21 protein-coding genes are annotated in these 21,742 nt (G+C 68.4%); 13 read left to right on the top strand and 8 right to left on the bottom strand.

Going from position 1 to position 21,742, the window contains the following annotated elements:
- Nucleotides 1-666, bottom strand: coding sequence for an amino acid-binding protein (locus ACJH6J_RS25075; RefSeq protein ID WP_318985936.1), 666 nt, complete (start codon nucleotides 664-666; stop codon nucleotides 1-3).
- Nucleotides 667-779: 113 nt separating this feature from the next.
- Here ACJH6J_RS25075 and gatC point away from each other — a divergent pair, with 113 nt between their 5' ends.
- From gatC to ACJH6J_RS25060, 3 genes are read left to right on the top strand one after another with little or no spacing between them, the layout of a single operon-like run.
- Nucleotides 780-1,079 (top strand): Asp-tRNA(Asn)/Glu-tRNA(Gln) amidotransferase subunit GatC, encoded by a 300-nt coding sequence (gene gatC, locus ACJH6J_RS25070; RefSeq protein ID WP_212811955.1) that lies wholly within the window; start codon nucleotides 780-782, stop codon nucleotides 1,077-1,079.
- Nucleotides 1,076-2,560, top strand: a complete 1,485-nt coding sequence (gene gatA, locus ACJH6J_RS25065; protein WP_212811954.1) for an Asp-tRNA(Asn)/Glu-tRNA(Gln) amidotransferase subunit GatA — start codon at nucleotides 1,076-1,078, stop codon at nucleotides 2,558-2,560. The genes gatC and gatA overlap by 4 nt, the downstream gene beginning before the upstream one ends.
- 59 nt (nucleotides 2,561-2,619) lie before the next feature.
- Nucleotides 2,620-3,651 carry an ATP-dependent 6-phosphofructokinase gene (locus ACJH6J_RS25060; protein WP_029105781.1) on the top strand — a complete coding sequence of 344 codons (1,032 nt, stop codon included), beginning with the start codon at nucleotides 2,620-2,622 and terminating at the stop codon, nucleotides 3,649-3,651.
- On the opposite strand, the gene ACJH6J_RS25055 is transcribed toward ACJH6J_RS25060, so the two are convergent.
- Nucleotides 3,648-4,649, bottom strand: a complete 1,002-nt coding sequence (locus ACJH6J_RS25055; RefSeq protein ID WP_406801382.1) for a glycerophosphodiester phosphodiesterase family protein — start codon at nucleotides 4,647-4,649, stop codon at nucleotides 3,648-3,650. The genes ACJH6J_RS25060 and ACJH6J_RS25055 overlap by 4 nt on opposite strands.
- A 58-nt stretch (nucleotides 4,650-4,707) precedes the next feature.
- Here ACJH6J_RS25055 and gatB point away from each other — a divergent pair, with 58 nt between their 5' ends.
- A complete protein-coding gene (gene gatB / locus ACJH6J_RS25050; protein WP_212811952.1) occupies nucleotides 4,708-6,204 on the top strand; it encodes an Asp-tRNA(Asn)/Glu-tRNA(Gln) amidotransferase subunit GatB in 1,497 nt (498 codons plus the stop codon).
- On the opposite strand, the gene ACJH6J_RS25045 is transcribed toward gatB, so the two are convergent.
- Together ACJH6J_RS25045 and ACJH6J_RS25040 are read right to left on the bottom strand one after the other, a co-directional pair.
- Nucleotides 6,201-7,310, bottom strand: coding sequence for a hypothetical protein (locus ACJH6J_RS25045; protein WP_212811951.1), 1,110 nt, complete (start codon nucleotides 7,308-7,310; stop codon nucleotides 6,201-6,203). The genes gatB and ACJH6J_RS25045 overlap by 4 nt on opposite strands.
- A 26-nt stretch (nucleotides 7,311-7,336) precedes the next feature.
- On the bottom strand, nucleotides 7,337-8,512 hold the full coding sequence (locus ACJH6J_RS25040; RefSeq protein WP_217267685.1) for a PQQ-dependent sugar dehydrogenase: 1,176 nt from the start codon (nucleotides 8,510-8,512) through the stop codon (nucleotides 7,337-7,339).
- Nucleotides 8,513-8,651: 139 nt separating this feature from the next.
- On the opposite strand from ACJH6J_RS25040, the gene ACJH6J_RS25035 reads away from it, so the two are divergent.
- Nucleotides 8,652-9,557 (top strand): DoxX family protein, encoded by a 906-nt coding sequence (locus ACJH6J_RS25035; protein ID WP_406801380.1) that lies wholly within the window; start codon nucleotides 8,652-8,654, stop codon nucleotides 9,555-9,557.
- A gap of 34 nt (nucleotides 9,558-9,591) precedes the next feature.
- Here the strand turns inward: ACJH6J_RS25035 and ACJH6J_RS25030 are convergent, their stop codons facing one another.
- The gene (locus ACJH6J_RS25030) at nucleotides 9,592-10,002 is read right to left on the bottom strand and encodes a PH domain-containing protein (RefSeq protein WP_318985940.1); all 411 of its coding nucleotides are present in this window, start codon (nucleotides 10,000-10,002) and stop codon (nucleotides 9,592-9,594) included.
- Between the two features lie 330 nt (nucleotides 10,003-10,332).
- Here ACJH6J_RS25030 and ACJH6J_RS25025 point away from each other — a divergent pair, with 330 nt between their 5' ends.
- The 3 genes from ACJH6J_RS25025 (at nucleotide 10,333) to ilvC (ending at nucleotide 13,690) form a co-directional block, all read left to right on the top strand.
- Complete coding sequence (locus ACJH6J_RS25025; RefSeq protein WP_406801388.1) at nucleotides 10,333-12,111, top strand: acetolactate synthase large subunit; 1,779 nt, start codon at nucleotides 10,333-10,335, stop codon at nucleotides 12,109-12,111.
- Nucleotides 12,111-12,617, top strand: a complete 507-nt coding sequence (gene ilvN / locus ACJH6J_RS25020; protein ID WP_318985942.1) for an acetolactate synthase small subunit — start codon at nucleotides 12,111-12,113, stop codon at nucleotides 12,615-12,617. The genes ACJH6J_RS25025 and ilvN overlap by 1 nt, the downstream gene beginning before the upstream one ends.
- A 71-nt stretch (nucleotides 12,618-12,688) precedes the next feature.
- Nucleotides 12,689-13,690, top strand: coding sequence for a ketol-acid reductoisomerase (gene ilvC / locus ACJH6J_RS25015; protein WP_406804706.1), 1,002 nt, complete (start codon nucleotides 12,689-12,691; stop codon nucleotides 13,688-13,690).
- Nucleotides 13,691-13,753: 63 nt separating this feature from the next.
- On the opposite strand, the gene ACJH6J_RS25010 is transcribed toward ilvC, so the two are convergent.
- The 3 genes from ACJH6J_RS25010 to ACJH6J_RS25000 are packed head-to-tail and all read right to left on the bottom strand — an operon-like array spanning nucleotide 13,754 to nucleotide 16,205.
- Nucleotides 13,754-14,083, bottom strand: a complete 330-nt coding sequence (locus ACJH6J_RS25010) for a hypothetical protein (protein WP_406804704.1) — start codon at nucleotides 14,081-14,083, stop codon at nucleotides 13,754-13,756.
- Nucleotides 14,084-14,130: 47 nt separating this feature from the next.
- Complete coding sequence (gene wrbA / locus ACJH6J_RS25005; protein WP_406804703.1) at nucleotides 14,131-14,730, bottom strand: NAD(P)H:quinone oxidoreductase; 600 nt, start codon at nucleotides 14,728-14,730, stop codon at nucleotides 14,131-14,133.
- A 14-nt stretch (nucleotides 14,731-14,744) separates the two neighbouring features.
- A complete protein-coding gene (locus tag ACJH6J_RS25000) occupies nucleotides 14,745-16,205 on the bottom strand; it encodes a phytoene desaturase family protein (protein WP_406804702.1) in 1,461 nt (486 codons plus the stop codon).
- Between the two features lie 87 nt (nucleotides 16,206-16,292).
- Between ACJH6J_RS25000 and serA the strand changes: the two genes are divergently transcribed.
- The 5 genes from serA to ACJH6J_RS24975 are packed head-to-tail and all read left to right on the top strand — an operon-like array spanning nucleotide 16,293 to nucleotide 21,680.
- Entirely contained in the window at nucleotides 16,293-17,879 is a 1,587-nt protein-coding gene (serA, locus tag ACJH6J_RS24995) for a phosphoglycerate dehydrogenase (protein ID WP_226521549.1), read from the top strand.
- On the top strand, nucleotides 17,876-18,886 hold the full coding sequence (locus ACJH6J_RS24990) for a 3-isopropylmalate dehydrogenase (protein ID WP_138248762.1): 1,011 nt from the start codon (nucleotides 17,876-17,878) through the stop codon (nucleotides 18,884-18,886). Before serA ends, ACJH6J_RS24990 begins: the two co-directional genes overlap by 4 nt.
- A 13-nt stretch (nucleotides 18,887-18,899) precedes the next feature.
- Nucleotides 18,900-19,487, top strand: coding sequence for a hypothetical protein (locus ACJH6J_RS24985; RefSeq protein ID WP_406804701.1), 588 nt, complete (start codon nucleotides 18,900-18,902; stop codon nucleotides 19,485-19,487).
- Between the two features lie 27 nt (nucleotides 19,488-19,514).
- Entirely contained in the window at nucleotides 19,515-20,396 is an 882-nt protein-coding gene (gene bla, locus ACJH6J_RS24980; protein WP_406804700.1) for a class A beta-lactamase, read from the top strand.
- 9 nt (nucleotides 20,397-20,405) lie between these two features.
- Nucleotides 20,406-21,680 (top strand): hypothetical protein, encoded by a 1,275-nt coding sequence (locus ACJH6J_RS24975; protein WP_133428395.1) that lies wholly within the window; start codon nucleotides 20,406-20,408, stop codon nucleotides 21,678-21,680.
- The last annotated feature ends 62 nt before the right edge of the window (nucleotides 21,681-21,742 follow it).

Here is a 21,742-nt window from a genome sequence, read left to right as displayed (position 1 = left end):
CTATCGCACGATGGTCGCGACGATGCCGGCGAGATACCCCAGCCGCGCGACCTCAGACGGACGGAAGGCCGGCCCACCCGGGCGGCCCAGCATGATCGCCGTGTGGGGGTCACCCAACGGCGCGGCGGCCAGGGTGGTGTCGATGTCCTGCCAGAACTGCGGCACCCAGTCGCCGGTGGCGTCCAGTGCGGCGGCGTGCTCGAGCGGCAGCCACGGCGCTGAGCTGGCGAGCGTCTCGGGCGCGCCCGGACTGCCGGTGATGCGATGGGGCGCCACGCCGTCCTTGCCGCCGGCCACCACGACACACCACCCGACCCGCAACACGCGCGGTGCCTCGTCGGCCAGCGTCTGGAGGCGCGCGGCCTTGCCTTTGGCGGCCGCCACGTGGTCGATGAGTTCCAGCTCGCGATGGGCCTCGAGCAACCCGGTGTGGGGCCGAATGCTGTCCACGTACACGCCCTTGAGGGCCTCCGCGGCGGTGATCAGGGCGTCGGGCATGGACCCGAGCGGCAGTTCGACCACCAGATCGTCGATCGCGTAGCCCGGACCGCGCTCGACGACGTCGAGCGACAGGATGTCGGCGCCCACCGAGCCGAGAGCCACCGCCAGCGAGCCGAGGCTACCGGGGCGGTCTTCGAGCTGCACCCGCAGCAGATAGGAGGACACGCGACAACTGTTGCACAGCGTCGTGGCGATGGCAGGACGTGCCGGTGCGGCGCGTGTCACGGATACGTTCCCCGTCGCGGCGCCCATCGGGCTCCCCACTAGGCTGTTTCGACGTGTCGAAGATTTCCCGGGACGATGTCGCCCATCTGGCGAATCTGGCCCGGCTCGCCCTGACCGATGGTGAGCTGGACAGTTTCGCAGGCCAGCTCGATGCCATCCTGGCGCACGTCGGCAAGATTCAGGCCGTCGACGTCACCGGTATCGAGGCGACCGGCAATCCGCTCAAAGAGGTCAACATCACCCGGCCCGACGCCGAGGTGGCCAGCCTGACGCAGGACCAGGCGCTGGCGCAGGCCCCGCGGGCCGAGGACGGCCGGTTCGCCGTGCCCCGCATCTTGGGAGAAGCAGAGTGAGCGACCTGATCCGTTTCGACGCCGCCACGCTCGGCGAGAAGATCGCCGCCGGCGACGTGTCGGCCACCGAGGTCACCCAGGCGCACCTGGACCAGATCGCCGCCACCGACGAGACCTACCACGCGTTCCTGCATGTGGGTGCCCAGGAGGCACTCGCCGCTGCCGCCGCGGTCGACAAGCAGGTGGCTGCCGGCGAGCCGCTGGCATCGCCGCTCGCCGGTGTTCCGTTGGCGCTCAAGGACGTTTTCACCACCACCGACGCGCCGACCACGGCCGGCTCGAAGATTCTCGAGGGCTGGCGGTCGCCGTACGACGCGACCGTGACCGCGAAGCTGCGCGCGGCCGGAATCCCGATCCTCGGCAAGACCAACATGGACGAGTTCGCCATGGGGTCGTCCACCGAGAACTCGGCCTACGGCCCGACCCGCAATCCGTGGGACGTCAACCGCGTGCCGGGTGGTTCCGGTGGCGGTAGCGCCGCGGCGCTCGCCGCGTTCCAGGCGCCGCTGGCGATCGGCACCGACACCGGTGGGTCGATCCGTCAGCCTGCCGCGCTGACCGCGACCGTCGGCGTCAAACCCACCTACGGCACCGTCTCGCGGTACGGCTTGATCGCCTGCGCGTCGTCGCTGGATCAGGGCGGCCCGTGCGCCCGCACGGTGCTCGACACCGCGCTGCTGCACCAGGTGATCGCCGGCCACGACCCGCGCGACTCCACCTCGGTCGACGCGCCCGTGCCCGATGTGGTCGCGGCGGCCCGGGCCGGCGCCGCGGGCGACCTCAAGGGCGTCCGGATCGGTGTCGTGAAGCAGCTGCACACCGGCGAGGGTTACCAGCCCGGCGTGCTGTCGTCGTTCAACACCGCGGTGGACCAGCTGACCGAGCTCGGCGCCGAGATCACCGAGGTCGACTGCCCGAACTTCGACTACTCGCTGGCGGCCTACTACCTGATCCTGCCGTCCGAGGTGTCGTCGAACCTCGCGCGCTTCGACGCGATGCGCTACGGCCTGCGGGTCGGCGACGACGGCACCCACAGCGCCGAAGAGGTCATGGCGCTGACGCGTGCCGCCGGATTCGGGCCAGAAGTCAAGCGCCGCATCATGATCGGCACCTACGCGCTGTCGTCGGGGTACTACGACGCCTACTACAACCAGGCTCAGAAGGTGCGCACCCTGATCGCGCGCGACCTCGATCGCGCCTACGAGAAGGTCGACGTGCTGGTCACCCCGACCACCCCGACCACCGCGTTCGGGCTGGGCGAGAAGGTCGACGACCCGCTGGCGATGTACCTGTTCGACCTGTGCACGCTGCCGCTGAACCTGGCCGGCCACTGCGGCATGTCGGTGCCGTCGGGCCTATCGCCGGACGACAACCTGCCGGTCGGGCTGCAGATCATGGCACCGGCCCTGGCCGACGACCGGCTGTACCGCGTCGGCGCGGCCTACGAAGCCGCCCGCGGCGCCCTGCCCACCGCACTCTAGAGGCGACCCCGCCGCACATTCGGCGAGAACGAGAACCCGCGAGCGGGCAGTATGGGGTCATGCGGATAGGTGTGCTGACCGGTGGTGGTGACTGTCCTGGCCTGAATGCGGTGATCCGGGCGGTGGTTCGCACCTGCGATGCCCGGTACGGCTCGACGGTCGTCGGGTTCCGGGACGGCTGGCGTGGCCTGCTGGAGAACCGCCGCGAGCAGCTCAAGAACGACGACCGCAACGACCGGCTGCTGGCCAAGGGCGGCACCATGCTGGGCACGGCGCGCGTCAACCCCGACAAGCTGCGGGCCGGGCTGGACCAGATCAAGCAGACGCTCGAGGACAACGGCATCGACGTGCTGATCCCGATCGGCGGCGAAGGCACGCTGACGGCGGCGCACTGGCTGGCCGAAGAGAACGTCCCCGTCGTGGGTGTGCCCAAGACCATCGACAACGACATCGATTGCACCGACGTCACTTTCGGCCACGACACCGCGCTGATGATCGCCACCGAGGCCATCGACCGGCTGCACAGCACGGCCGAGTCGCATCAGCGGGTGATGCTCGTCGAGGTGATGGGGCGCCATGCGGGCTGGATCGCGCTCGGCGCCGGCATGGCCGCCGGCGCGCACATGACCCTGATCCCGGAGCAGCCGTTCGACGTCGAAGAGGTGTGCCGACTGGTGAAACAGCGCTTCGTACGCGGAGATTCGCATTTCATCTGCGTCGTCGCCGAAGGCGCGCGGCCGGCCGAGGGGTCAATGCAGTTGCGCGACGGCGGAATTGACGAATTCGGGCATGTGCGATTCACCGGGGTCGCCCAGCAGTTGGCCATCGAGATCGAGAAGCGGATCCGCAAGGAAGTCCGCACCACGGTGCTCGGTCACGTGCAGCGCGGCGGCACGCCGACGCCCCATGACCGGGTGCTGGCGACCCGGTTCGGGATCAACGCCGCCGACGCCGCGCACGCGGGGGAGTACGGGATGATGGTGTCGTTGCAGGGCCAGGAGATCGGCCGGGTGCCGTTGGCCGACGCGGTCCGGCAACTCAAGCTCGTGCCGCAGAGCCGTTACGACGACGCGGCCGAGTTCTTCGGCTAGCGGTAGGCCTTCGGTAGTGGCATGCCGAATTCGGATTCCACCGCGCGCAGCCGGCTCGGATAGTCGGTGATGATGCCGTCGGCGCCGGCCGCGATCTGTGCCTTCATGGTGTCGGCGTCGTTGATCGTCCACGGAATCACCTTGAGCCCGCGGGCATGTGCGCGATCGATGAATGCGCTGTCGGCGACCAGGGCGAAATCCGGATCCTTCGGCGTCAGGCCGTAGGGCACCGAGTAGCCGGGCGACAGGATGTTCGCGCCGACCGACGCCGCCCCCGCAATCGGATCGGTGACGACGGCGGGGTTCACGTCTGCCGTCCACGCCGAGTTCGGCACCCAGGTCGTCTCGTCCCAGAGCGCCACCAAGGGGATACCGGGTTCGTGCTGGCGGACGAGCGGCAGTGTGCGCCAGTCGAAACTCTGGATCTCCACCTTGTCGACCTTGCCGGCAGCCCGCACCGTGGCGAGGATGACGTCGACGAATTGCTGTGGCGTGGCCGAACTTTCAGGCTTGTCGGCTTCGATCTTGGTTTCGATGTTGTACCGGACGCCCGCGTGGTGCGCGTCCGCGAGCGCGAAAACCTGATCGAGGGTGGCGATCTTGTTGCCGGTCACCACTTCGGCGGCCGGGAATCCGTCGAGCAGCTTGCCGCAGTTCAGCGTGTGCAGCTGGGCCCGCGTGAGGTCGTGGACGAGCTTGCCGACGTACGGGTATTGCGGGTCGCCGGGGAAGGCTGGGCCGGTGTCGGTGCACTTCTCGGGCTGGATGGCCGGGTCGTGCCACACCATCGGTGCACCGTCCTTGGCGAGGACGATGTCGAGTTCCAGCGTCGTGACACCCAGCTCGATGGCCTTGGTGAACGCGCGCAGCGATTCCTCGGTGGTCTCGCCGCGTCCGCCGCGGTGCGCCTGCAGGTCGAAGTCGCCGGAATCGGCCGATGCGACGGGCATGGCCGTCAGCGCGAAGGTGGTCAGCAGGGCGCCGATGCGTGCGAGCATCCGCGGAGGGTAACCGGCCCCGGGAAATGGCCGGTGAACGACAACTAGGATCAGGCGCATGGCTGACGCAGACCTTCTCGACTACGACGACGTCCTCGCGACGTACGAGCCCGTCATGGGCATGGAAGTCCACGTCGAGCTGTCCACCGAGACCAAGATGTTCTGTGGTTGTGCGAACCGGTTCGGCGCCGAGCCGAACACACTGGTGTGCCCGGTGTGCCTCGGTCTGCCCGGTGCGCTGCCGGTCGTCAACGAGGCGGCCGTGGAGTCCGCGATCCGGATCGGGCTCGCGCTGAACTGCGATATCGCGCCGTGGGGCCGGTTCGCCCGGAAGAACTACTTCTACCCGGATCAGCCGAAGAACTATCAGATCAGTCAGTACGACGAGCCCATCGCCGTCAACGGCTACCTCGACGTCCCGCTGGAGGACGGCAGCACCTGGCGCGTCGAGATCGAGCGCGCTCACATGGAGGAGGACACCGGCAAGCTGACCCACCTGGGCAGCGACACCGGCCGCATCTCCGGGGCCACGACGTCGCTGGCCGACTTCAACCGGGCCGGCGTGCCGTTGGTGGAGATCGTCACCAAGCCCATCGAGGGCGCCGGCGAGCGCGCCCCGGAGATCGCCCGCGCGTACGTCACCGCGCTGCGGGACCTGTTGCGCGGCTTGGACGTTTCCGACGTCCGCATGGACCAGGGCTCGATGCGCTGCGACTCCAACGTCTCGCTCAAGCTCAAGGGCGCCGCGGAGTTCGGCACCCGCACCGAGACCAAGAACGTCAACTCGCTCAAGAGCGTCGAGGTGGCGGTCCGCTACGAGATGCGCCGGCAGGCCGCCGTGCTGCAGTCCGGCGGCACCATCACGCAGGAGACCCGGCACTTCCACGAGGACGGGCACACCACGGCCGGCCGCAGCAAGGAAACCGCCGAGGACTACCGCTACTTCCCGGAGCCGGACCTGGAGCCCATCGCGCCGTCCGACGAGCTGGTGGAGCGGCTGCGCGGCACCATCCCCGAACTTCCGTGGTTGGTGCGCAAGCGGATTCAGGAAGACTGGGGCATCTCGGACGAGGTCATGCGTGACCTCGTCAACGCCGGCGCGGTCGAGCTGGTGGCCGCGACCGTCGAGCACGGCGCGTCCAGCGAGGCGGCCCGCGCCTGGTGGGGCAACTTCCTGGTGCAGAAGGCCAATGAATCCGGCATCGAACTGGACGCGCTGGCCATCACCCCGGCCCAGGTCGCCGCGGTGGTCAAGCTGGTCGACGACGGCAAGCTGTCCAACAAGCTGGCCCGCCAGGTCGTCGAGGGCGTGCTGGCCGGCGAGGGTGAGCCCGAGCAGGTCATGAACGACCGCGGTCTCGTTGTGGTGCGCGACGATTCGCTCATCCAGGCCGCGATCGACGAGGCGCTGGCAGCCCAGCCCGACATCGCCGACAAGATTCGCGGCGGCAAGGTCCAGGCCGCGGGTGCGATCGTCGGCGCGGTTATGAAGGCCACCAAGGGACAGGCCGACGCCGCGCGCGTGCGCGAACTCGTGATCGCGGCCTGCAGCTAGCGCAGCGCCGGCTGCGGCGCGGGCGTGGCCTGCGGACGCAATGACGAGACGCCCGCGACGCAGTAGCCCGCGATCACGAAACACACCGCAGCGCAGGGCAGATTGCCGGTCGGCGTGCCCGCACCGGTGACGCCGTCGATGGCGCCGGCGAAGTCGGGCAGCGCGGCCAGCCAGAGCACCGTGAACGTGAGCAGGTACAGCACCCCGAACACCCGCACGTACGGACTCGGGTGCTGCGTGCCGACGCGGCGCGTGATCCGCCAGTCCTGAATCAGGACGGGCACCGTCACGAAGAAGAACACCGCCACCTCTACCCCGAGGACCGCGTACTGCGTCGCGCTGTGCTGGGCGGAGAGCAACGTCGGCAGGCTGAGTAGTCCCATGATCACCGGTGCCAGCACGCTGATGACCGGGATGCGCCAGGCCATCGACACCGCACCCGGTGGTGTGCCCGCGGCCACCTGGCGCCCGACCAGGACATGCACCAGGAACGCGACCGCCGCGGGCCCGACCACCGCGAGGCTGACCCAGCTGCTGACCGGCACGCAGCCGAGCGTCGGGTGATTCAGGGGATTCGCGGTGTTCCACACCCACCAGCGCAGCTGCGGGCCGAGGTGGTCGAACACGCCGTAGACGCAGCCGTGCACGAAGCCGACGCAGATGGCGCCGATGACCGCGCCGCGCCGTTCGAAGACCCCGGTGGCGCGGACGATGTCATAGGCGAGCGTGATGGTCGCCGGGTACAGCGCCACGATGTACAGCGGTAGCCGCCCGTCGACGAAATCGACGCTGAACACGTTGTGCACCAACATGACCCCGAGTCGGGTGCCGGCGAAGATGTCCGGTGGATGCCGGGGGAGTTCGGTCACCAGCGCATAGACCACCGACGCCAGCCAGATGGCGATGCCGGTCGGGTCCCGCCGGACGCGCCGCAGCGCGTAGGCCAGGGCCAGTGCCGCGCCGACCAGCATCAGCAGCTCGACGACCGGCATGGTCCAGTGGGCAAGGGTCAGGGGGTTGCGCACCTTGACCCAGGAATCGTCGTCGCAGGAAAAGCCCAGGTAGCCGGCCAGCCGAGCGAAGTCGGCCGGGCAGGCGCGCATCATCGAGCGACCCTCATGTCGGGCGCCAATTACGTCTTGTCGTCCGTGCTACGCGGGAATCCGCCCTGCGGGAACAGCGGGAACACGACGTCGTCGAACTTCTCGACGTCGCCGGCCGTCTTGTTCACCGTGGCGCCCCAGATGTTGCCGTCGGGGGAGAGCTTCAGCGCGAAGACGTGGCCGTGGGTGTCGGTGCGCAGCGCCTCGGGATCACCTGTCACTGCGCCGGTGTCCTTCGCCAACCGCAGCGCCACCGTCTTCTTGGTGTTGACGAGGTTGACCATGACGGTGTTGTCGGTCGCCACGCAGCCGGCGACACCGGGCCGGTCGGGCCAGCTCCACACCGTGGACACCTTCGAGTCCTTGGTGATCTTCTGCAGCCGATCGGCCGTCGGCGTGCGGTCGGTGACATACAGCGCCCCGCTGGCGCCGTCGATGCACAGGGCGCCGCCGGCGCCCATGCCCGACAACGCGGTGGTCGGCGGCGCCTGGCCCACGGTCGTCGGCTGCTCGATGCGCAGCAGCTTGCCCGCCAGCGAAGCCGGATCGGCCGCGGCGGCAGGGTTTCCGGCGTCCCCGGTGAGCACCATGAGGGTCGTCGGGCTGGTGAAGATCAGTGCTCCGGTGTTGCCTGTGGGGCCCTTGGGGATGCCGGTGAGGATGGGCTTGGGGACGTCGCCGTCGGCGATCCGGACCACCCGGTTGTCGGTGGGGGTGGTGATGTACGCGTACATCAGCCGGTCCTGCTGGTAGCTCGGCGACAGGACGATGTCCATCAGGCCGCCGTCACCGGATGCGTCGACCGGAATCACGGTCTTGACCTTGGGTTCCGCGTTGGTGGCGATGTTCTTGACGGCGCCGGTGACACGCTCGGCGACGATGGCCGACTTGCTGTCGCCGCCCATGATCAGGCCGCTGGTGCTCTCGAGACAGCCCTGCAGGACAGCCGGTGCCGGGCATGCCTTCGGGAACGGGTTCGGCGGCAGCGGCGGCGGTGGCGGCGGCGTCGAGCTCGGGGCACCACCGAGGTCGGGCTCGATGGTGAACGGCTCGGAGGCGGCCGAATCGAAACGGGCGCAGCCCGGGAGCGCCAGCAAAGCGATGGCGCACAGCGCCAGGACCCGTCGAGCGGGTGCGGAGCTGGGGCGCTCAGGCCGGCGTCGGGGCTTCGTCAGCGCAGTCTGCGTCGACCGCCGCAATGTCATGCCCGCCAGGTTACGGACTGTTCGGCAGTGCTCGCCACGGTGGGGCCGTGCGCCGGGCGCGGCAAATCCGGTGAACAAGCCGGTCAAACCACCCTTTAAATCCACGGTCAGCGGTGCAACTGCACTTACCCTGGCAATCATGACCAGTACTTCCCATGACCCGCGTGCATGGCAACGGCCCGATGAGTCGGCCGCCAGGCCCGCGTCGGCACGCCTGGTCGATCCCGAAGACGACCTGCCCATCACGACCTACCGCGGTAGTGGCGGTGCGGATGGCGGTGAGGCGGCGGCGACCACCGCCATCCCACGGTTCGACACCGCATCATCGGAAGACGTCACCGAGGTGACCTCAGCGTCGTCTCCGTCGCCGTCCTCGATGGCGTTCGACCTGATGCACGAACCCGAGCCGCTGCCGTACGTGCAACCCCGGGAGAGGCATGCGGAGCAGGCGTCCCAGGCATTGGGCCCCGCCGAGATCGAACCCGACCCCGAGACCGACGCCCGGGTGCGGGTCGCCAAGCGCCGCGGCACCCAGGACCTCGGACTCATGGTGCTGCGCGTCGGCCTGGGCGCCTGGCTGGTGGTACACGGCCTGCAGAAGGCGTTCGGCTGGTGGGGCGGGCAGGGCCTGAACGGGTACGAGCACGCGCTGGCCGCCGCCGGCTTCCAGCACGCCGGGATCCTGACCTATCTCGCCACCGGGGCGCAGATCGGCGCCGGTGTCCTGTTGGTCCTGGGGCTGTTCACGCCGGTGGCCGCCGCTGTCGCGCTGGGCTACCTGGTCAACGCACTCGCCGTGGAGGTGGCCGCACAGCCGGTGCACGGCTACTTCCCGTACTTCCTGCCCGAGGGTCACGAGTACCTCGTGACGCTGATCGTGCTGGCCGCGGCGCTGACCCTGACCGGGCCGGGGCTCTACGGCTTCGACGCCGGACGTGGTTGGGCCCGCCGGCCCTTCATCGGGTCGATCCTGTGCCTGCTGCTCGGGATCGGCGCGGGCGTCGGCGTCTGGCTGCTGCTGAACGGGTCGAACCCGCTGCACTGAGCTGGATCGACGTGTGATCGGCCGCGGGGCCGGCTCACTCGTTGTACGGATTGGGCACGACGCCGCCGCTGGCGGCCGTCAGCACCGGCAGTGACGCGAACGTCACACCCGGCAGGCGCAATTCGGTGCCGTCGGTCAGTTCGGCCTTGGCCCATTTGGAGCGGTCGAAACGCAGCCCCTTGATGTCCTGCCACGTCACCGTCCGGCTGCCGAGCAGCGACCGTGCCGTGACGCCCTTCTTGTCGGCCACCGTGCGGTAGCGAATCACCATCGCCGACAACAGGATCGGGATGACGAGCAGCACCGCGCACCAGGCCGGCCCGGCGAACACCAGGGCCAGCAGGCCGATGGCGAAGAACCCCACCGCCAGATGGGCGACCCCCGGGATCTTGATCACGACGGGTCGGGGTGCGGTCGAGGCGGTTCGGCGGCTCACACCTCTCATCTTCCCAGGCGGCGGGTCGGACGGTTGCCGGGTGTGTCCGGCAAGGAACTGATTTGACCTGCGTGCACCGCGAGGACTACCGTCACCGTTATGCAGACCTCGGCATTGCTTGTAGTAACTGGGCGCGTTGGTGCGTGACCAGGCTGACTAAGCCGACTACAAGCATCGACGCGCAACCCTCGTACAGCAGCAGACGCTGACGGGGGTTTTTTGTTTGCCCGGGAACGCCAAAACCGCAACACGATCAAGAGGACAAGAGTGAGCGCACCCACCACGCGACCGCCAGAGTCGACGCAGCAGGCCAACGGCGCCGGCGGCCTCGGCGGCACTGTGAACGGTTCTTCCAAAGCCGTTGCCCCGCAACAGATGACCGGTGCCCAGGCCGTCGTCCGGTCGCTCGAGGAACTCGACGTCGACACCATCTTCGGCATTCCCGGCGGTGCCGTGCTGCCGGTCTACGACCCGCTGTTCGACTCGAAGAAGGTGCGCCACGTCCTGGTGCGGCACGAGCAGGGCGCCGGCCACGCCGCGTCGGGCTATGCGCATGCCACCGGCAAGGTCGGCGTGATGATGGCCACCTCGGGCCCGGGCGCCACCAACCTGGTCACGCCGCTGGCCGACGCCCAGATGGACTCGATCCCGGTCGTCGCGATCACCGGCCAGGTCGGCCGCGGCCTGATCGGCACCGACGCCTTCCAGGAAGCCGACATCTCCGGCATCACCATGCCGATCACGAAGCACAACTTCCTGGTCCGCAACGGTGACGACATCGCGAAGGTGATCGCCGAGGCGTTCCACATCGCCGCCTCCGGCCGTCCCGGCGCCGTCCTCGTCGACATCCCGAAGGACGTGCTGCAAGGTCAGTGCACCTTCAGCTGGCCGCCGGTCATCGACCTGCCCGGCTACAAGCCGAACACCAAGCCGCACAGCCGCCAGATCCGTGAGGCCGCCAAGCTGATCGCCGCGTCGCGCAAGCCCGTGCTGTACGTCGGTGGCGGCGTCATCCGCGGCGAGGCGTCCGCGGAGCTGCTGGAACTCGCCGAGCTGACCGGCATTCCCGTCGTCACCACCCTGATGGCGCGCGGCGCGTTCCCCGACAGCCACCCGCAGCACATGGGCATGCCCGGCATGCACGGCACGGTCTCCGCCGTGGCGGCGCTGCAGAAGAGCGACCTGCTGATCGCCCTCGGCACCCGCTTCGACGACCGGGTCACAGGCCAGCTGTCGTCGTTCGCACCCGACGCCAAGGTGATCCACGCGGACATCGACCCCGCCGAGATCGGCAAGAACCGGCACGCCGATGTGCCGATCGTCGGTGACATCAAGAACGTCATCGTCGACCTGCTCGCGGCGCTGCGGCGTGACGGCGTTGCCGCCGACACGCTCGATCTCGCCGACTGGTGGGCCTACCTGAACGGCGTCAAGGACACCTACCCGCTGAGCTACGGCCCGCAGAGCGACGGCAGCCTCTCGCCGGAGTACGTCATCGAGAAGCTGGGCCAGATCGCCGGGCCGGACGCGCTGTACGTGGCGGGCGTCGGCCAGCACCAGATGTGGGCCGCGCAGTTCATCAAGTACGAGAACCCGAAGACCTGGCTGAACTCGGGCGGTCTCGGCACCATGGGCTTCTCCATCCCGGCCGCGATGGGCGCCAAGTTCGCCCGCCCGGAGGCCGAGGTCTGGGCCATCGACGGTGACGGCTGCTTCCAGATGACCAACCAGGAGCTGGCCACCTGCGCCCTCGAAGGGGCGCCGATCAAGGTTGCGCTGATCAACAACGGCAACCTGGGCATGGTGCGCCAGTGGCAGACGCTGTTCTATGACGAGCGGTACAGCCAGACCAACCTGTCCACGCACTCGCACCGCATCCCGGACTTCGTGATGCTGGCCGAGGCGCTGGGTTGCGTCGGTCTGCGCTGCGAGCGTGCCGAGGACGTCGAGGACGTCATCCGGCAGGCCCGCGAGATCAACGACCGCCCCGTCGTCATCGACTTCATCGTCGGGGCCGACGCCCAGGTGTGGCCGATGGTCGCCGCCGGCACCAGCAATGACGAGATCATGGCGGCGCGTGATATCCGTCCGCTGTTCGACAACGAGGATCAGGTCTAGTGGCTACTACTCACACTCTCTCGGTCCTCGTCGAGGACACCCCCGGTGTGCTCGCCCGCGTGGCGGCGCTGTTCTCGCGGCGTGGCTTCAACATCCAGTCGCTTGCGGTCGGCGCCACCGAGCAGAAGAACATGTCCCGCATGACCATCGTGGTCTGCGTGGAAGAGCAGCTGCCGCTCGAGCAGATCACCAAGCAGCTCAACAAGCTGATCAACGTCATCAAGATCGTCGAGCAGGAGCCGGACAACTCCGTCTCCCGCGAGCTGGCGCTGATCAAGGTGCGGGCCGACGCCAGCACCCGCGGTCAGGTGATCGAGGCCGTCAACCTGTTCCGCGCGAAGGTCGTCGACGTGTCGACCGAATCGCTGACCGTGGAGGCCACCGGCACCCAGGAGAAGCTCGACGCATTGCTGCGAGTTCTGGAGCCGTATGGTATTCGCGAGCTGGTGCAGTCCGGCGTGGTTTCGTTGGCGCGCGGCCCGCGCGGTATCGGCGCGGCCAAGTAATCGAGCTGGACCCCCGAACCAAAACTTCGAACAACAGAAACAAGGGTAAGGAAAAGCAAGTGGCAGTTGAGATGTTCTATGACGACGATGCGGACCTGTCGATCATCCAGGGGCGCAAGGTCGGCGTCATCGGCTACGGCAGCCAGGGACACGCGCATTCGCTTTCGCTGCGCGACTCGGGTGTGCAGGTCAAGGTCGGCCTGAAGGAAGGCTCGAAGTCCCGCGAGAAGGTCACCGAGCAGGGCCTCGAGGTCGACACCCCCGCGAACGTGGCCGCCTGGGCAGATGTGATCATGCTGCTCGCGCCCGACACCGCGCAGGCCGAGATCTTCACCAACGACATCGAGCCGAACCTCGAAGACGGCAACGCGCTGTTCTTCGGCCACGGCCTCAACATCCACTTCGGCTTGATCAAGCCGCCGGCCAACGTCACCATCGGCATGGTCGCCCCCAAGGGCCCCGGCCACCTCGTGCGTCGTCAGTTCGTCGACGGCAAGGGTGTGCCCGCGCTGATCGCCGTGCACCAGGACCCCAAGGGTGAGGGCCAGGCGCTGGCGCTGTCCTACGCCAAGGGCATCGGTGGCACCCGCGCCGGCGTCATCAAGACCGACTTCAAGGAAGAGACCGAGACCGACCTGTTCGGTGAGCAGGCCGTCCTCTGTGGTGGTACCGAGGAACTGGTCAAGGCCGGTTTCGAGGTCATGGTCGAGGCCGGTTACGCCCCGGAGATGGCCTACTTCGAGGTGCTGCACGAGCTCAAGCTCATCGTCGACCTGATGTACGAGGGTGGCATCGCCCGCATGAACTACTCGGTGTCCGACACCGCTGAGTTCGGTGGCTACCTGTCGGGCCCGCGCGTCATCGACGCCGACACCAAGGAGCGCATGCGCGCCATCCTGAAGGACATCCAGGACGGCACCTTCGTCAAGCGCCTGGTCGCCAACGTCGAGGGCGGCAACAAGGAGCTCGAGGGCCTGCGCAAGGCCAACGCCGAGCACCCGATCGAGGTCACCGGCAAGAAGCTGCGCGACCTGATGAGCTGGGTCGACCGGCCGATCACCGAGACCGCTTAGTCAGTTGCCGAAAGGCCGGTTGCGGCACGCTTTTTCGCGTGCGGCAACCGGCCTTTCGTCGTCTCAGCAGACGGTGTAGCCGATGGCGGCCAGCGCGCGGGTGACGTTCCGGCCGTCCGCGCTGCCCGGCAGCTTCTGGGTTCGGTCGATCGTCAGTCCTTCGCCCGCCACCGCGTAGATCTCGGTCGACACCGGATCGTCGGGCTCGGGCGGTTCGAGACGCCCGTCCGGGTAGATGCACTGTGCCCGCATCGCCCACATGCTCTGTTCGACCGCGACCACGTGGTAGCCGCACAACGGCGGGCGCATCTGATACAGCTGGCGATCGCCGACCGCGAACCACCGCTCATTGGGTACCGAACCGACCAGGCGGGCTGTGCCTGCGAATGTCACCCATCAACCGTAAGTCGGCCGGCAGGGGTGCCCCGACACATATTCTCCTAGCCACCCAACCGGTTTGCCACCGTGACGACCCGCCGCGCCAGGTGGTCCAGCGCCGAGTAGGTGTTGTCGTCGAACTGACGGATGTTGTCGTGATTGGCCAGCAGGCTCACGCCGTACGGGTTGCCGTCGGCGAACTTGAGTGGATCGGTGTAACCGGGCGGCACGATGATGCCGCCCCAGTGCATCAGCGTGATGTAGAGCGACAACAGTGTCGTCTCCTGGCCACCATGTGCGGTGTTGGTCGAGGTGTAGCCGGCGTACACCTTGTCCGCCAGCACGCCCTTGGACCACAGGCCGCCGAGGGAGTCCAGGAATCCCCGCAGCTGCGAGGCGACCGAGCCGAAGCGGGTCGGTGAGCCGAAGATCACCGCGTCGGCCCAGACGATGTCGTCACCGGTGGCGGCCGGAAGGTCTTTGGTCACTGCGTAATTCGCCGTCCAGGCCGGGTTGTGCGCGAACGACTCGGGGGTTGCGGTTTCGGCGACGGGCCGCAGCCGCACCTCGGCGCCACACGATTCCGCGGTACTCGCGATGCGCTGCGCCATGGAGGTGCCGTGCCCGGTCGCGGAGTAGAAGATCACAGAGAGCTTGGCCATGCGCCCAGCCAACACTATGGCGCGAGCGACGGCAGCGTCTTCACCCCGAATTCACGACGCAGTACGGTGCGCGCGGCGTACAGACCGGCCATGCCGTGCACGCCGGTGCCCGGCGGGGTGGCCGACGAACAGAGATACGCCTTGGGGATCGGTGTGGTCCAGGGGTTGGCCCGCAGCGTCGGCCCGATCATCGCGGCCTTGAGCGTCGCGCCGCCGACGATGATGTCGCCGTCGACGTAATTCGCGTTGTGCCGCGACATCTCGGCGGCCGGTACCGCGCGGGCCGCCAGCACCAGATCGCGGAAACCCGGTGCGGCGTCTTCGAACAACGCGATGACGGTCTCGGTCTGGTCGACAGTCGAGCCGGCAGGCACATGACAGTAGGTCCACAGGGGCCGACGGCCCTGGGCGTCGATGCGTGACGGATCGGCGAGGTGCGGCAGCGCGGCCAAGGTCATCGGGTGCTCGGCATGGCGGCCGTGCCAGATCTCGCGCTCGGCGTGTGCCATCTGGGCCCGGGTGCCGCCCAGGTGGACGGTGGGCGACGACGCCATTCGCGGGTCGCGCCAGGGGATTTCACCCGACAGCACGAAGTCGATCTTGCAGACACCGGGACCGAATTTGTAGCGGCGCAAGGCTTTTGCGTAACGGTCGGGGACCGCTGGTCCGTAGATGTCGAGCAGCGCGGTCGGCGAGGTGTCGTAGATGGCCACGCCGCTGGGCGGGCTCGTCACGGGGGAGTCGGTGATGAGCTCGCCGCCGTGCGCGCGCAGGTCGGCGATGAGCGCATCGGTGATGGTCTGGGTGCCACCGACGGGGACTGGCCAGCCCGCGGTGTGCGCGACGGTGGTGAGCATGATGCCCGCGCCGCTGTTGACGGGCGACGGCATGGGATGGATGGCGTGCGTGCCGACGCCGGTGAAAAGGGCCTGGGCGTCGTCGCCGCGCAGCAGGCGCCACGCCGGGCTGCCCTGGGCCAGCACGCGCAGCCCCGCCCGGACGGTGCTCGGCAGGTCCGGTGGCAGCGACCGCTTGTCGCCGAGGAAGAAGCCGAGGACACCGTCGACGTGCTCGACCAGCGGCCCCAGCAGCCGTCGCCACGACGAGCCGTGTTCGAGCTCGGCGCAGGTGCGGTCCAGCGAGTGGTAGCCGATGGCAGCCCGCCCGGAGACCTTTCCCGTCGCTTCGCTCGCCCCGGCGGGCAGGGGATTGGCGTACGAGATCTCCGGTGTCACCATCTGCACCCCGCGGGCCGCGAGGTCGAACTCCGCGAAGAACGGCGACACGACCCCCAGCGGGTGTACCGCCGAGCAGACGTCGTGCAAAACGCCTGGATATTCCGGGTCGGGGGCGCTGCGCGCGCCGCCCCCGGGCGTCGGCTGGCCTTCGATGACCCGGACCGACAGCCCCGCTCGCGCGCAGATGACAGCCGCGGCCAGTCCGTTGGGTCCACTACCGACGACGGTGACGTCCACCACTCGATCGTAGAGATGGCTGCTGACAACGCAGCTCAAGGCAACCGCGATTGGTAGCGCGGCCATGCCGCCCACTAGTCTGTGCGCGTGAGCCTTCCTGTCGTACTCATCGCTGACAAACTCGCCGAATCGACCGTCGCCGCCCTCGGCGACCAGGTAGAGGTCCGTTGGGTCGACGGACCCGACCGCGAAAAGCTGCTGGCCGCCGTGCCGGACGCCGACGCCCTGCTGGTGCGCTCGGCCACCACGGTGGACGCCGAGGTGCTGGCCGCAGCCCCCAAGCTCAAGATCGTCGCCCGCGCCGGCGTCGGCCTGGACAACGTCGACGTCGACGCCGCCACCGCGCGCGGTGTGCTGGTCGTCAACGCCCCGACCTCGAACATCCACAGCGCCGCAGAGCACGCCCTCGCGCTGCTGCTCTCGACGGCCCGTCAGATTCCGGCCGCCGACGCCACGCTGCGCGAACACACCTGGAAGCGCTCCAAGTTCTCGGGCACCGAGATCTTCGGCAAGACCGTCGGCGTCGTGGGCATGGGCCGCATCGGCCAGCTCGTCGCGCAGCGCCTCGCCGCGTTCGGCGCGCACATCGTCGCCTACGACCCCTACGTCTCGCAGGCCCGCGCCGCCCAGTTGGGTATCGAGCTGCTGAGCCTCGATGAGCTTTTGGGTCGTGCTGATTTCATCTCGGTGCACCTGCCCAAGACCAAGGAAACCGCCGGCCTGATCAACAAGGAGGCGCTGGCCAAGACCAAGCCGGGCGTCATCATCGTCAACGCCGCCCGCGGTGGCCTGATCGACGAGCAGGCGCTGGCCGACGCGATCACCAGCGGCCACGTCCGTGGCGCCGGCCTCGACGTTTTCGCGACCGAGCCCTGCACCGACAGCCCGCTGTTCGAGCTGCCGCAGGTCGTCGTGACCCCGCACCTGGGTGCGTCCACCGAGGAGGCCCAGGACCGCGCCGGCACCGACGTCGCCGCGAGCGTGAAGCTGGCGCTGGCCGGCGAGTTCGTGCCGGACGCCGTCAACGTCGGCGGCGGTGTCGTCGGCGAAGAGGTCGCGCCGTGGCTCGACCTTGTGCGCAAGCTGGGTCTGCTGGTCGGTGCCCTGGCGCCGGCGCTGCCGGCCTCGCTGAACGTCGAGGTGCTCGGCGAGCTGGCGTCGGAAGACGTTGAGATTCTGAAGCTTTCGGCGATGCGCGGCCTGTTCTCGGCCGTCATCGAGGACCAGGTGACGTTCGTCAACGCGCCGGCGCTGGCCGCCGAGCGTGGTGTCGAGGCCGTCCTCACCAGCGAGACCGAGAGCCCCAACCACCGCAGCGTCGTCGACGTGCGGGCCGTGGCCGCCGACGGTTCGGTCGTCAACGTGTCGGGCACCTTGAGCGGCCCGCAGCTGGTCGAGAAGATCGTCCAGATCAACGGCCGCAACCTGGACCTGCGCGCCGAGGGCATCAACCTGATCCTCAACTACGGCGACCAGCCGGGTGCCCTGGGCAAGATCGGCACGCTGCTCGGTGCGGCCGAGGTCAACATCCTGGCGGCCCAGTTGTCGCAGGACGCCGACGGTTCGGGCGCGACGATCATGCTGCGCCTGGACCGCGAGGTGCCGGCCGACGTGCTCGGCGCGATCGGCGAGGCCGTCGGCGCGACCACGCTGGAACTGGTGGATCTGTCGTGAAGCTCGCCGTCATTGCCGGTGACGGCATCGGCCCCGAGGTCATCGGCGAGGCGCTGAAGGTTCTCGACGTCGTACTGCCGGGTGTCGAGCGCACCGAGTACAACGTGGGCGCCAAGCGCTATCACGAGACCGGCGAGACCCTGCCCGACGGCATGGTCGACGAGCTCAAGACGCACGACGCGATCCTGTTGGGCGCCATCGGCGATCCGTCGGTGCCCAGCGGCGTGCTCGAGCGCGGGCTGCTGCTGACCATGCGCTTCGCGCTGGATCACCACGTGAACCTGCGGCCGTCGCGGCTGTTCGCCGGTGTCGACAGCCCGCTGGCCGGCAACCCGGACATCGATTTCGTCGTCGTCCGCGAGGGTACCGAGGGGCCGTACACCGGCACCGGTGGCGCCATCCGCGTCGGCACGCCGCACGAGGTGGCCACCGAGGTGTCCACCAACACGCGCTTCGGTGTGGAGCGGGTCGTCCGCTACGCGTTCGAGAAGGCCCGGACGCGGCGGAAGCACCTGACCCTGGTGCACAAGAACAACGTGCTGGCGTTCGCCGGCTCGCTGTGGAAGCGCACGGTCGACGAGGTCGCCACCGAGTACCCGGACGTCGAGACCGCTTACCAGCACATCGATGCCGCGACCATCCACATGGTCACCGATCCGGGCCGCTTCGACGTGATCGTCACCGACAACCTGTTCGGCGACATCATCACCGACCTGGCCGCGGCCGTCTCCGGCGGCATCGGCCTGGCAGCGTCGGGCAACATCGATGCGACGGGCACCAACCCGTCGATGTTCGAGCCGGTGCACGGCAGCGCGCCCGACATCGCGGGTCAGGGTCTCGCCGATCCGACCGCGGCCATCATGAGTGTGGCGCTGCTGCTCACCCACCTCGGTGAGACCGACGCCGCGGCCCGCGTGGACAAGGCTGTCGCCGAGCACCTTTCGACGCGTGGCGACGCCAAACTGTCGACGTCGGAGACCGGCGAGCGGATTCGCAGCTTCCTGTAGTGCCGTGAGCGGCATGACCGGCTTTGCCACCCTCAGCAGGCAGTGCTGGCTGTTCGCCGTCGGCTCGGCATTCTTCGCGCTGGCCACGGCCCCGGGGTTTCCCTCGGTGGCCGGGCCCGGCACGACGAACGTGCTGTGCTTCGTCGGATCGTGGTTCTTCACCACGGCCGCCCTGATGCAGTACCTGCTGGCCCCGCCGGGAAGTCAATGGTGGTCGGCGGCAGTCCAATTCATGGGCACCGTGTTGTTCAACGTGAGCACCGGCGCGGCCGTGTGGGCGCACGCCGTGCTCGCCGAGCGCCGCTACGTGTGGGCGCCCGACGCCGCCGGGTCACTGGCCTTCCTGCTCAGTGGGCTGCTGGCCGTCATGGTGGTCGGCCTGTGGTCACCGAAATCCGTTGCCTGGCAGGCATCCTGGATCAACATGATGGGCTGTGTCGCGTTCCAGATCTCGGCGCTGGCGGCGTTCGTCCGCAAGACCGGCGTCACGGTCGACGAGCGGCTGGCCAACTTCGGGACGTTCGTCGGGGCACTGTGCTTCCTGGCGGCCGCGCTGTTGGTGCGGCCCAAGGGCAACCCGGAGAAATCCCGTTTGGCGTAGCGCGCCGATGCATGGTTGGCTGAATACGTGGGGGTATCGCTGAGCCGACGGGATTTCATCGTCGGGTTGGCCGCGACGGGCGTGCTGGCCGGGTGCCAGCCCACCAAGGCGGACGAGCCGACCAGCTTCGCCGATCTGGAAGATCGCTATCAGGCGTTAATCGGCGTCTACGCAGTTGATCTGGAGTCTTCGGCGACGGTCGAGCACCGTGCCGACGAGCGGTTCGCGATGTGCTCGACCTTCAAAGCGTATGCGGCGGCACGCATCTTGCAGATGGCCACGGCGGGCAAGGCGAATCTCGATGCCATGTTGCCCATCACCGCCGGTGACATCGTGGTCAACTCGCCGGTGCTGAGCGAGGCGGTGGGGGCGCGGATGGCGTTGCGAGAGATTTGTGCCGCGGCCCTGAGCCAGAGTGACAACGCGGCAGGCAACATCATGTTGCGGACCATCGGCGGGCCTTCGGCGCTCACGGATTTCGCCCGCTCGATCGGTGATTCGCTGACCCGGCTGGATCGCTGGGAACCGGCCCTCAACGAGGCGGCGCCCGGCGATCTTCGCGACACCACCACGCCGCGGGCGCTGTGCGGCGGGTATCGCGCCATTCTCGCCGGCGACGCGTTGTCCGGTGCGGCTCAGTTCCAACTGCGTCGGTGGTTGGAGGAGACCGCGACGTCGACCCGCCGTTTTCGCGCGGGTCTGCCCGAGGGGTGGACCAGCGCGGACAAGACCGGCGGCGGCGACTACGGGTCGACCAACGACGCCGGGATGCTCATCGGCCCGAAGCGGGAACGGGTCATGCTGACGGTGCTGGTCCGCACGCGCACCGTGCGGCGGGACGCCGGGCCGTTCAACGAGGCGATCGCGGAGTCGGTGCGATCGGTGCTTGCGCGCCTCGGCCACAGTTAGTGTTGGATCGTGGGGATCCGGAAGCTGGCACTTGCCGTGGTTACGTGCGGGTGCGTGGTCGCGGGCTGTTCGACGACCACGACCGGCACCTCGCGGTTCGGCGGTTCACTGAGCGACCCCGAACCGGACGTCAGCCAGCTGCGGACCGGTAACTACCAGATCAAGCCGAGCACCCCGTTCTTCAGCGCTGGGCCAAACCCGCTCACGCAGTCGATCGTCGAATCGACCCGGATGGCCGAATACGTCGTGGGCCCTTGGGAAATCGACGCGTCGGTGACGAAGCCCGGGGCCATCGGGACCGGCACCATGACGTCGGAGTTCGGTGTCGACAACATCCTCGGGGTGTCCAAGGACAATGTGATGCAGGGCATTGCCAGAGCACACGGTCTGGTCGCCGGTTTCGGGTCCTACCGGTCATCAGGGTCCCGGGACTCCGATCTGGAAATCCAGAACGCGGTCCTGATGTTTCCCGATGATGGCCAAGCGGCGGCGGCCGCGGCAGAATTCACCGCACAGTTCGGCCCCGTCGTGGCCACTCCGTTTCCGACATATCCCGTCCAGATCTCGGTCGGTACCGGCACGGTGCCGGCGGTCGGCGTGGATTACGGCACCGGGGCCAGTGGCGTCGCGGCGTACACCGCGCAGGGACGTTTCGTGCTGTACCAATTCGTGAGCGCCAAAGCCACCAAGCTGACCAAGGCACCGCTGCGGGCTCAGTTGCTGACGTCCGACCTGCTCAGCAGGCAGCAGTCGCTCATCAAGAGCTTTGTGCCCACCGATCCCGCGAAACTCGCTGACCTGCCCAAAGATCCGAGCGACGATCAGTTGCTGTCGAAGACCATCACCACTCCCGATCGGCAGCAGGGCGTACTGATCGGGACGTGGCGACCGCGGGCGTGGCTGCATTTCGAAACCGACCCGGTGAGCATGACCACCCAGTTCGAGCGCGCCGGCGTCCAGTGGGTGACGCAGCGGTGGGGCCGGGTCTACCAGGCGCCCAATGCGGATTCGGCCGCGCAGCTGCTGGACGCCACCAGCGCTCTGATCATGAAGAATCCGGATGTGCAGATGGCCGGGCCGGTGCCGGGGTTCCCCGGCGCGCGCTGTTTCGAGCACCTCCGCGACTACGCGCAACCGGACGCGACGGTGACATGGCGCATCCTGGGGTGGCACTACAGCTGCCTCGCCCGCACCGACCGTTTCGTGTTCCAGGTCTTCGCCGACGATGAAACCGCTGTGGACCAACAGATTTCGGCGCAGTACCGGGTGCTGTCCGGCAAGTAGCCGGCCGCGCCGATGAGTTTCACCGAGTCCGCTGGTCTATTTCACTGACACACACCACCGAC

Origin of the sequence: Mycobacterium sp. SMC-18, assembly GCF_045310895.1 — a bacterium.
Lineage (GTDB): Bacteria > Actinomycetota > Actinomycetes > Mycobacteriales > Mycobacteriaceae > Mycobacterium.
The sequence above is the reverse complement of the archived record's forward strand: the minus strand, read 5'-3'. Positions and strand labels throughout refer to the sequence as shown.

What these genes read in the sequence shown, in the direction of transcription:
- ACJH6J_RS25060 (WP_029105781.1), top strand. Translation starts at nt 2,620, where the DNA reads ATGCGGATAGGTGTGCTGACCGGTGGTGGTGACTGTCCTGGCCTGAAT.
- ACJH6J_RS25055 (WP_406801382.1), bottom strand. Translation starts at nt 4,649, where the DNA reads ATGCTCGCACGCATCGGCGCCCTGCTGACCACCTTCGCGCTGACGGCC.
- gatB (WP_212811952.1), top strand. Translation starts at nt 4,708, where the DNA reads ATGGCTGACGCAGACCTTCTCGACTACGACGACGTCCTCGCGACGTAC.
- ACJH6J_RS25045 (WP_212811951.1), bottom strand. Translation starts at nt 7,310, where the DNA reads ATGATGCGCGCCTGCCCGGCCGACTTCGCTCGGCTGGCCGGCTACCTG.
- ACJH6J_RS25040 (WP_217267685.1), bottom strand. Translation starts at nt 8,512, where the DNA reads ATGACATTGCGGCGGTCGACGCAGACTGCGCTGACGAAGCCCCGACGC.
- ACJH6J_RS25035 (WP_406801380.1), top strand. Translation starts at nt 8,652, where the DNA reads ATGACCAGTACTTCCCATGACCCGCGTGCATGGCAACGGCCCGATGAG.
- ACJH6J_RS25030 (WP_318985940.1), bottom strand. Translation starts at nt 10,002, where the DNA reads ATGAGAGGTGTGAGCCGCCGAACCGCCTCGACCGCACCCCGACCCGTC.
- ilvC (WP_406804706.1), top strand. Translation starts at nt 12,689, where the DNA reads ATGTTCTATGACGACGATGCGGACCTGTCGATCATCCAGGGGCGCAAG.
- wrbA (WP_406804703.1), bottom strand. Translation starts at nt 14,730, where the DNA reads ATGGCCAAGCTCTCTGTGATCTTCTACTCCGCGACCGGGCACGGCACC.
- ACJH6J_RS24985 (WP_406804701.1), top strand. Translation starts at nt 18,900, where the DNA reads ATGACCGGCTTTGCCACCCTCAGCAGGCAGTGCTGGCTGTTCGCCGTC.